The 9239-nt window shown below is 73.7% G+C and carries 9 protein-coding genes and 1 pseudogene; 2 read left to right on the forward strand and 8 right to left on the reverse strand.

Annotated features, from left to right (window positions below):
- The first annotated feature begins 14 nt into the window (after positions 1-14).
- Complete coding sequence (locus tag IEZ03_RS10825) at positions 15-548, forward strand: YceI family protein (RefSeq protein WP_184888624.1); 534 nt, start codon at positions 15-17, stop codon at positions 546-548.
- On the opposite strand, the gene IEZ03_RS10830 is transcribed toward IEZ03_RS10825, so the two are convergent.
- From IEZ03_RS10830 to IEZ03_RS10860, 7 genes are all read right to left on the reverse strand, one after another.
- Positions 496-1326: a hypothetical protein gene (locus tag IEZ03_RS10830; RefSeq protein ID WP_184888622.1), complete on the reverse strand. Its 831-nt coding sequence runs from the start codon at positions 1324-1326 to the stop codon at positions 496-498. The two genes, IEZ03_RS10825 and IEZ03_RS10830, sit on opposite strands and share 53 nt — an antisense overlap.
- Positions 1323-2438: a glycosyltransferase family 4 protein gene (locus IEZ03_RS10835; RefSeq protein ID WP_184888620.1), complete on the reverse strand. Its 1116-nt coding sequence runs from the start codon at positions 2436-2438 to the stop codon at positions 1323-1325. Before IEZ03_RS10835 ends, IEZ03_RS10830 begins: the two co-directional genes overlap by 4 nt.
- On the reverse strand, positions 2438-2791 hold the full coding sequence (locus IEZ03_RS10840; protein WP_184888618.1) for a hypothetical protein: 354 nt from the start codon (positions 2789-2791) through the stop codon (positions 2438-2440). The genes IEZ03_RS10835 and IEZ03_RS10840 overlap by 1 nt, the downstream gene beginning before the upstream one ends.
- Entirely contained in the window at positions 2788-3516 is a 729-nt protein-coding gene (locus tag IEZ03_RS10845; protein ID WP_184888617.1) for a hypothetical protein, read from the reverse strand. The genes IEZ03_RS10840 and IEZ03_RS10845 overlap by 4 nt, the downstream gene beginning before the upstream one ends.
- Before the next feature lie 10 nt (positions 3517-3526).
- Positions 3527-4699: a glycosyltransferase gene (locus IEZ03_RS10850; RefSeq protein ID WP_184888615.1), complete on the reverse strand. Its 1173-nt coding sequence runs from the start codon at positions 4697-4699 to the stop codon at positions 3527-3529.
- 8 nt (positions 4700-4707) lie between these two features.
- Positions 4708-5667: an NAD-dependent epimerase/dehydratase family protein gene (locus IEZ03_RS10855; RefSeq protein WP_229808202.1), complete on the reverse strand. Its 960-nt coding sequence runs from the start codon at positions 5665-5667 to the stop codon at positions 4708-4710.
- Positions 5668-5745: 78 nt separating this feature from the next.
- Complete coding sequence (locus tag IEZ03_RS10860) at positions 5746-7452, reverse strand: proline--tRNA ligase (protein WP_184888613.1); 1707 nt, start codon at positions 7450-7452, stop codon at positions 5746-5748.
- A 78-nt stretch (positions 7453-7530) separates the two neighbouring features.
- On the opposite strand from IEZ03_RS10860, the gene proS reads away from it, so the two are divergent.
- Positions 7531-8979 carry a proline--tRNA ligase gene (proS, locus tag IEZ03_RS10865; protein WP_229808203.1) on the forward strand — a complete coding sequence of 483 codons (1449 nt, stop codon included), beginning with the start codon at positions 7531-7533 and terminating at the stop codon, positions 8977-8979.
- A gap of 43 nt (positions 8980-9022) precedes the next feature.
- On the opposite strand, the pseudogene IEZ03_RS10870 reads toward proS, so the two are convergent.
- A pseudogene (locus IEZ03_RS10870) lies at positions 9023-9239 on the reverse strand (DUF6328 family protein); the annotation flags it as partial.

Consider the following 9239-nt stretch of genomic DNA (forward strand, 5'->3'; position numbering starts at 1 on the left):
GACAGGCTGAAGGCATGGCGGTACCAGAGGGAACGTACGAGCTGGGGCCGGACGACGGGCGGCTGCTGGTCAGGACCGGCCGCAGCGGGCTCGGGCGCCGCGCCGGCCACGACCTGACCATCGAGGCCACGCGCTGGACGGCGGCGGTCGAGGCCCGCGACCCGCTGGACGGGTCGTCCGTCCGGGTGGCCGTCGACGTGGACGCGCTGGAGGTGCGCGAGGGCACCGGGGGCGTGAAGCCCCTCACCGACGACGACCGCGCCGAGATCAAGAAGAACCTCCGCAAGGTGCTGGAGGTCAATCGCCACCCGGAGATCACGTTCGTCTCCAGCCGAATCACCGGGGACGGCGAGATCGAGGGCGACCTCACGATCATGGGGCGCGCGAAACCCGTGCGGATCCGGGCCGAACTGGACGGCGACCGGGTGCGGGGCGGCGTCACCGTGACGCAGAGCCGCTGGGGCATCAAGCCGTACTCGGCGTTCTTCGGCGCCCTCAGGCTGGCCGACGACGTGGAGATCGACTTCGATCTCCGGCTTCCCGCCTAGCGCGGGCGGCGCGGGCGAACTGATCGTCCAGGCTGCGGGGGAACGGCAGCATCCGGTGGATGTCGCGCCAGGGCGCGAACTGCCGGACGGCGTTGAAACCGGCCGCTGTCACGATCCGTTGCACGTTCGGGCCCGGTCGCCAGGCGGGATAGGCGTCGAGATACGCGACCTCTGGGGCCAGGCTGTCCGGCTTCTGGGGCGATACCAGTGTCATCGGCGGGCGGACGCCTTCGGCGGACGCCATGTCGCGTGCGTAGGCGACGAGTTCGAGTGTCTCTGCCTCCGGCCCGCTGTGGACGATGAGCCAGCCGTCCACGTCGACCGGCTCCGACGGGGGATCGGTCAGGGCGAGCGGCACGATCTCGTCGGAGACGGCGCGCAGGTACGCCTCGTGCGCGGGCGCCAGCGGTTCGAGGACGAACGTCCGGTCGAAACGCGGGGGATCGGCGGGCAGCATCGGCGCGTAGGCGTCCCAGCGGAGCAGCCGCGCCAGATGCGTGACCTTCGTGCCGGGAAGGATCACGTCGCCGCGGATGAGCTCGCCCTTGAGACCGGCGGGGAACGCGTCCACGATCACCTCTTCCGGCACCTCGTCCGGCGCGAGGCCCGTGACGCCGGTGCCCCGCACGATCCGCCAGTCGCCGGTGACGCGCGGATCGCCCGCGAACGGCGACGCGGTGACGACGGTGACCGGCCCGTCCACCCCCAGGGTGTGCAGGACGGCCCTGAGCCGCGTCAGGTGCCCGAGCCCGTCCCCGGACGCGTAGCAGAGGATCAACGGACCGCGTCGAGCACGGCGCGGTAGCCGGCGGTCTCGGCGGCCGGGGTGAAGTCGCGCCGGATGCGTTCCGCGCCCGCCGCGCCGAGCTTCGCCAGCTCCGCGTCGCCCGCCCGCGCGGCCCGGTCGATCGCCGCGCGGCACGCGTGCGCGTCCCCGGCGGGGAACGTGAACCCGATCTCGTCGTCGGCGACGTCCGCGAGCCCGCCCGCGTCCGAGGCGAGCAGCGGCACGCCGAGCGCGGCCGCCTCCAGCGCGACGTTCGGCATCCCGTCGTAGAAGGACGGCAGCGCGACCAGGTCGCAGCTCGCGTAGACGGCGGGCAGGTCGTAGCGGTCGAGGAACGCCATGGCCGAGTGCGCTACGCCGCGTTCGGCCAGCGACTCCGCCACGGACTCCTCCACCTCGCCGACCAGCAGCAGATGGAACGACTCGGCGTGCCCGGACGCGGCCAGGGCGTCCAGGAAGAAGCCGACGCCCTTCTTGACCTTGAGCTGCCCGATGAGCCCGATCGTCCGGCGCCCCGGCGCGACGTGCTCCGCCCGCCAGGCCCGCGCCCGCTCCCGCTCGGACGGCAGGACCCGCCACTGCGCGGTGTCGACGCTGTTCGCGACGTACGTGACGGCAGCGTCCGGGGCGATCGCGGACACCAGCGGCGCGTGCGAGCGGGCGACGACGCACACCCGGGACGAGGCGCGCAGCGCGTCCGCCAGCACGCCCCGCCGCCGCATCGAGAAGACGCCGACGTCGATGTCGTTGCCGCGCAGCAGCGTGACCAGCGGGGCGTCCAGCAGCGCGGACAGGACGGGCGCGGCGAGCATCGCGTACGCGCCGCCGAACGCGACCACGTGGCCGTAGCCGGCGAGGTCCTCGGCGTTGATCGTCGTCCACAGCCGCCGCAGCGCGTGCTCGGGGTCGTCGCCGAGCGGCGCGGTGATCAGCCGGCCGCCGTGCTCGCGCCCGACGCCCCACGGGCGGTCGCGGCGGGTGAGGTGCGCGACGTCGACCTCTACCCCGGACGCGCGCAGCCCCCGCACGATGCGGTCGCACGACTGGGACATCCCGCCCCGGCTCGGCGGGTAGTGCTCGGTGAGCCACAGGACGCGGGGCATCAGCTGTCCACGAAGCCGGTGTCGTCGTCCGGGCCCCAGTCACCGCCGTGGGACCAGTCGTCGCCCGGGTTGAACGCCCCGCGGTCGTACTCGCTGAAGGTCGTGTACCAGAGGGCGTCGTTGTAGAGCTGCGAGCTGCGGTGGTAGTAGTGCCGCCGGTAGCCGCCCGTCCAGGCCGGGTGGTGCGGGTCGTGCGTCCCGTAGCCCTGGGCGGCGCCGCATTCGGGGCACAGCCCGTTCGCCGCGGCGTGCGCGCCGCAGACGGGGCGGCCGCACCCGGGGCAGGACACCACCGCGGCCTGCCCGCAGCGTCCGAGGACGAAGAAGCCGGTGGTCACCGAGCATGGGGTCACGGGGTCCTCCTCGCGGTGCGGCCCGGGGGCGTCCACCGGAACGGTTCCGTCGACACGTGCAGGATCTGGTCGATCATCGCCTGGTCCTCCAGCGGCCCGGGGAACTTCCCGTTCGCCCGGATCACCGTGCGCTTCCCCGGCTTGACGCGGACCCTGACCCACTGGGGCGGCGGCGACCCCGGCCGCTGCACGGCCGCGTCCTTCGCCAGCCGCCGCGTCACCTGGACCAGCTGCACCGTCTTCGACTTGGACTTGTACTTGATCTTGCCCCGCGGGTTGCGCTTGCGGTACTTGCGGTGCCGGACCCGGTCGGTCACCGACAGCTCCAGGACGCTGCCGTCGCGCAGCTCCGCCCGCATCCGCAGCCACGGGTCCATGGCGTACCACTGCTTCATCGACGTGATGGGAGGCCGGACGGGCACGTCGTGCTGCGGCCCGTTCTTCTCCGGCAGCCGGTGGCCGCGCATGTCCGCCGCGACCGACAGCGTCCCGTGCGGCGGCATGTCGGCCACCAGGATCCGCAGCATCGGCACGAGGACGCCCGGCACCCGCCGGTTCAGCTGCCACTTGCCCCGCCGCACCTCGGCGGTGTGCCGCGCGAGGCTCTGGATGACCGGCTCCCAGTCGTCCCGCCGCAGCGAGACGGAGAACGCCCGCTCCAGGGTGAGCGCCCTGTGCAGGGGATGGAACCGCTCGATGGCGGCCTTCTGCTTGCGCCAGAACATGACGAACCACCTATCGAACCTGGTCGTGCAGCGGCCGGACGACCGTGCGGTAGACCTCGGCCAGGCGGGCGCGGGAATGCGCCCACGTCAGGCCCTCCTCGATCCGGCGCCGGCCCCTGCGGCCCAGGGCGACGGCCTCGTCCGGGTACTCCAGCAGGATCCGGACCGCCCGCGCCAGCTCGGCGGGACGGTCCGCGGGGACGAGCCGCCCGTGCTCCCCGTCCGCCATCAGCTCCCGCACCGCGGGCAGGTCGGAGGCCACGACCGGCACCCCCGCCGCCATCGACTCGATCACCTTGAGCGGGGCGCAGCCCTGGTCGAGGTTGCGGGCGCAGCCGGTCAGCGGGGCCACCGAGACCTCCGCGTGCGCCAGCCACGCGGCCACCTCGTGGTGCGGCAGCGTGAACCGCCAGTCGACCCGGTCTGCCACGCCGAGCCGCTCGGCCATCCTCCGCACCGGCTTCGACCGCCGCTCCGGGACGGACGAGCAGACGACCAGCCGCAGGCCGTCCAGGTCGGCGAGCCTGGCGAACGCGCGCATCAGCACGTCCAGGCCCTGCCACGGCTGCAGCGCGCCGATGTAGACGATGTACCGCCCGGGCGCGCCCTCGGGACGCGGCGGCCGCGCACCGGTCTCCGCCCCGTTCGGCACCAGATGGATGCCGCGCTCCGGCACGCCGAGCGCCGCGACCGCCGCGCCGATCACCCGCGACGGCACCACGACGGCGTCGCTGCGCTCCAGGCAGTACCGCTCCAGCTCGCGGATCTTGCCGAGCGTGCTCGGCGCCGCCCACGGCCAGGTGTGGCTCATCTCGATGGACGGCAGCCCGTTGACCTCGTACACGACCTTGTGCCGCCGCCCGTCCGCGACGACCGGCAGCGCGCTCCACGGGTCCCGGACGTGGCAGACCTCCAGCGTCTTCAGGTGCGGCTCCAGATGGCGGGCGACCCACCCGGAGAACGCCTCCGCCCGGTCGATGAGGTTCGGGACCGGGACGTCGAACCGCGCGATCTCCCGGGTCCCCTCCCGCTGGTACCGGGGCAGGTCAGGGCCGCCGATCACCCCGAGCAGCCCGCCGCCGAAGTGGTCGAACAGCTCGTCGGCCATCTGCGCGATGTGCACCGCCGACCCCTTGCTCGACGGGAACCGGTCGAACGCGAAGTACGCCGCCCTGTGCTCCATCCGGCCCTTCAACCGACCCGCACCTCCTCGTGCGCCGCGCGGTGCCACGCGATCTGGTCGGCGAGCCCCTCGGCCAGGTCCGTCGCGGCGGTCCAGCCGAGCAGCCGCCGGGCGCGGGCGGTGTCGGCCCACGTCCGGGTGGCGTCCCCGGCCACCGGCGTCTCCCGCCGGATCTCCGCGGGGACGCCGAGCGCCCCGGTCAGCATCGCGATCGCGTCCCGGACGGTCACGGGTTCGTGGTGGCCGACGTTGACCGCGATCCCCGGCGGCAGGTCCTCGGCCGCCGCCGCCAGCGTCGCCGAGACCACGTCCCGGACATGCGTGAAGCTCCTCGACCGCAGCCCGTCGCCGAAGACGGGGAGCGGGCGCCCGCTCAGCGCGGCCTCCACGAACCGGTGGAACGCCATGTCGGGCCGCTGCCGGGGGCCGTAGACGGAGAAGTACCGGAGCAGGACCGTCCGCAGCCCGTCCCGCGCCGCCGCGCCCGCGAGCCGCTCCACCTCGACCTTGCTGGCCGCGTACGGGCTCGCCGGGTTCAGCGGGTCGTCCTCCCGGTTCGGCCGCCGCCCCGCGGAGCCGTACACCGAGGAACTCGACGCGACGACGACCTTCGGCCGCAGCGCCGCCGGCCGCCGCATGCACGCCGCGAGCAGCCGCGCCGTCGCGCGGACGTTGTCCCGCTCGACCGCGCGCCGGGCGCCCCACGAGTCGCGGACCCCGGGACGTCCGGCCAGGTGAACGACGACGTCCGCGGCGGCCACCGGGCCCAGCTCGTCGACCGCCAGATCGAGTTCCGCCGCGACGACACCGGGCCTGGCCGCGAGGTCCGCCCACGTGCGGCGCGCGAGGTCGGGGGTGAGTGAACGTCCGGGCGCGTCGACGGCGAGGACCTCATGCCCGGCCACCGCGAACGCGTCCGCCACATGACTCCCGACGAACCCCGCCGCCCCCGTGACAACCACCCGCACGCGGGAACTTTATATGCCCCGGTACATCTTGGACAGCACGAAATTTGGCCACCACCAGCCAGAAGGGTGTCGCGGGCCTCAGCGTCGGAGGAGTGAGCGGACGTGCGCGACGACGGCGTCCAGCGGCACCTTCTCCGTGTCGCCGGTGGCGCGGGCGGTCACTTCGGCGGTGCCCTCGGCCAGGCCGCGGCGGCCGACGGTCACCCGGAACGGGATGCCCGTGAGCTCGGCGTCCCGGAACTTCACCCCGGCGCGTTCGGCGCGGTCGTCGATCACCACGTCCACGCCGGCGCCCTTCAGGGCGGCGTAGACGTCCTCGGCGGCCTCGGCGACTTCGGCGTCGTCGGACTGGGCGACCACCACGGTGACCTGGAAGGGCGCGACGGCCAGCGGCCAGACGATCCCGCGGTCGTCGTTGTGGATCTCGATGATCGCGGCCATCGCGCGCTCGACGCCGATGCCGTAGCTGCCCATGACCACCGGGACGCGCTTGCCGTCCGGGTCCAGGACCTCGACGCCGAGCGCGCGGGCGTAGCGGTCGCCGAGCTTGAAGATGTGGCCGACCTCGATGGCGCGCCGGATCTCCAGGGCCTCGCCGCAGCGGACGCAGCGCTGCCCCGCCTCGACCTCCCGCAGGTCCGCCCACTTGCCGACCTCGATGTCGCGGTCGACGTCGACGCCGCGCAGGTGGACGTCGTCGGTGTTCGCGCCGGTGAACATGTCGCGGCGGCCCCGCAGCGCCTCGTCCGCGATGACGGGGAGGGGCGTGGGGAGGAACGCGTCGACCGCGCCGAGGCTGCCCGGCAGCGCGCCCAGCGCGTCCTGGATCTCGGCCGGGTCGGCGGCGCGGATGCCGGTGGCGCCGGTCGCGTCCACGAGCTTCTGCTCGTTGAGCGGGTGGTCGCCGCGCAGCAGGACGAGCGTCAGCGTGCCGTCCAGGACGTAGACGAGCGTCTTGATCTGCCGGTCGTCCGGCGCGTCGTACGCGCGGAGGTCCTCGATGGTGCGGACGCCCGGCGTGTCGAACCGCTCCGGCGCGGCCGGCCCCGGCGCGTCGGACGCGGCGGGGAGCACGGACGTCGCCCGCTCGATGTTGGCGGCGTAGCCGCAGGCCGGGCAGTGGACGACGAGGTCCTCGCCGACGTCGGCGGGGCACATGAACTCGGTCGAGTCCGAGCCGCCCATGGTCCCGCTGGACGCCTCGCACGCCAGCGCGGGCAGGCCGAGCCGTTCGAAGATCCGGGTGTAGGCGCCGTGGTAGGCGCCGAACGACGCGTCCAGGCCGGCGCCGTCCAGGTCGAAGCTGTAGGCGTCCTTCATGGTGAACTCGCGGGTCCGCATGAGCCCGCCCTTGGGGCGCGGCTCGTCCCGGAACTTCGTCTGGAACTGGTACCACTGCTGCGGGAGCCGGCGGTAGGAGTTCAGCTCGCGGGCGACGGTCGCGAAGATCTCCTCGTGCGTCATGCCGAGGGCGTGGTCGGCGCCGCGCCGGTCGCGGAGCCGGAACATCTCCTGGCCCATCAGCTCCCAGCGTCCCGAGCGCTGCCACGGCTCCGCCGGGTGCAGGGCGGGCAGCAGCATCTCCTGCGCGCCGATCGCGTCCATCTCCGCGCGGATGATCTCGATGATCCTGGCCCGGACGCGGACGGCCAGCGGCAGCAGCGAGTAGTGGCCCGCGGTGAGCTGCCGGACGTACCCCGCCCGGAGCAGCAGCCGGTGGCTCGGCGCGTCCGCCTCGGCGGGGTCGTCGCGGAGCGTGGGCACGAACATCTGGGACCAGCGCATCCCGCGAGCGTAGCGAAGGGCCCCGGCGCGCCGGGGAAGCGTCCGTGCGGTGCGCCGCGAGTCAGTACCCTGAGTGCCGTGAGTCGAGAAGGTGTGACGCCGCAGAGCGAGGATTTCTCCGCCTGGTACAACGAGGTGGTCGTGCAGGCCCAGCTCGTCGACCGGGGGCCGGTGCGCGGCACGATGGTCATCCGGCCGTACGGCTACCGGATGTGGGAGCTGCTCCAGGCCGACCTGGACGGGCGCATCAAGGACGCGGGGCACGAGAACGCGTGCTTCCCGATGTTCATCCCGGAGTCCTACCTGCGGCGCGAGGCCGAGCACGTCGAGGGCTTCTCCCCGGAGCTGGCCGTCGTGACCCACGCGGGCGGCAAGGACCTGGAGGAGCCGCTGGTCGTGCGGCCGACGTCCGAGACGGTCATCGGCGAGTACATGGCCAAGTGGATCGACTCCCACCGCGACCTGCCGCTGCTGCTGAACCAGTGGGCGAACGTCGTCCGCTGGGAGATGCGGCCGCGGATGTTCCTGCGGACGACCGAGTTCCTCTGGCAGGAGGGCCACACCGCCCACGCCGACGAGGACGACGCGATGCGCGAGACGATGTGGGCCCTCGGCGCCTACGCCGACCTCGCCCGCGACCTCGCGGCGATGCCGGTCGTCCCGGGGGAGAAGACGCCCGGTGAGCGGTTCGCCGGCGCCGTCCGCACCTACACGATCGAGGGCATGATGCGCGACGGACGGGCCCTGCAGGCCGGGACGTCGCACTACCTCGGCACCAACTTCGCCAAGGCGTTCGAGATCCAGTACCAGGACGAGTCGGGCGCCCTCATGCTCGCGCACACCACGTCCTGGGGGATGAGCACCCGCATGATCGGCGGCGTGATCATGACGCACGGCGACGACAAGGGCCTCGTGCTGCCGCCGCGGCTCGCGCCGTACCAGGTCGTCATCGTCCCGATCGGGCGCAAGGAGCAGGGCGAGGAGGCCGCGGCGGAGGCACGCCGGCTCGGCGCGGCGCTCAAGGCCGCGGGCGTCCGGGTGCACGTGGACGGCAACCGCCCGCAGCTCTCGCCGGGCTTCAAGTTCAACGAGTGGGAGATGCGCGGCGTCCCGGTCCGCATCGAGCTGGGCAAGCGCGACATCGACGGCGGCGTCGCGACCGTCGTGCGGCGGCTGCCGACGGTCGAGGGCCAGGGCAAGGAGCAGATCCCGCTGGAGAAGGTCGCGGAGGTGCTGCCCGGGATCCTCGACGACTTCCAGGCGTTCCTGCTGCGGCGGGCCGAGGCGTTCCGCGAGGAGAACACCGCCGCGGTGGACGGCTGGGACGCGTTCGCCGCGCAGGTCGCGTCCGGCTGGGCCCGCGCGTTCCACTGCGGGGACACCGCCTGCGAGGACGACATCAAGGCCGAGACCGCCGCGACGCCCCGGGTCATCCCGTCCGACGCGCCCGCGGAGACCGGCGACTGCGTGAAGTGCGGCCGCCCGTCCGCCTACGGCAAGCGGGTCGTCTTCGGCCGCGCCTACTGACCCGGGCCGGCGCGGCTGAGCGGGGCGTGCGGCGGGCGGCCGGTCAGGTCGTCTTCGGCCGCTTCGGCCGGCTCGCCTTCAGCCGGGTCAGGTACGGCTGGACGAACCACACGTACCCGCACAGCGCCAGCAGGACGGCCGCGGTGGCGATCGTCCAGCCCGCCTCCTCGGAGACCGACTCGACGACCAGCGTGGTCGCCGCGGTCATCGACGCCATCAGCGCCAGCGCGCCGATGATCCCGAACAGGTTGGCGCGGCGG

The sequence above is a fragment of the Actinomadura livida genome, assembly GCF_014648675.1.
Taxonomy (GTDB): domain Bacteria; phylum Actinomycetota; class Actinomycetes; order Streptosporangiales; family Streptosporangiaceae; genus Spirillospora; species Spirillospora livida.

Excerpts from the sequence above, each read along its gene's own strand:
- IEZ03_RS10825 (WP_184888624.1), top strand. The coding sequence starts at position 15 with ATGGCGGTACCAGAGGGAACGTACGAGCTGGGGCCGGACGACGGGCGG.
- IEZ03_RS10835 (WP_184888620.1), bottom strand. The coding sequence starts at position 2,438 with ATGCCCCGCGTCCTGTGGCTCACCGAGCACTACCCGCCGAGCCGGGGC.
- IEZ03_RS10845 (WP_184888617.1), bottom strand. The coding sequence starts at position 3,516 with ATGTTCTGGCGCAAGCAGAAGGCCGCCATCGAGCGGTTCCATCCCCTG.
- IEZ03_RS10850 (WP_184888615.1), bottom strand. The coding sequence starts at position 4,699 with ATGGAGCACAGGGCGGCGTACTTCGCGTTCGACCGGTTCCCGTCGAGC.
- IEZ03_RS10860 (WP_184888613.1), bottom strand. The coding sequence starts at position 7,452 with ATGCGCTGGTCCCAGATGTTCGTGCCCACGCTCCGCGACGACCCCGCC.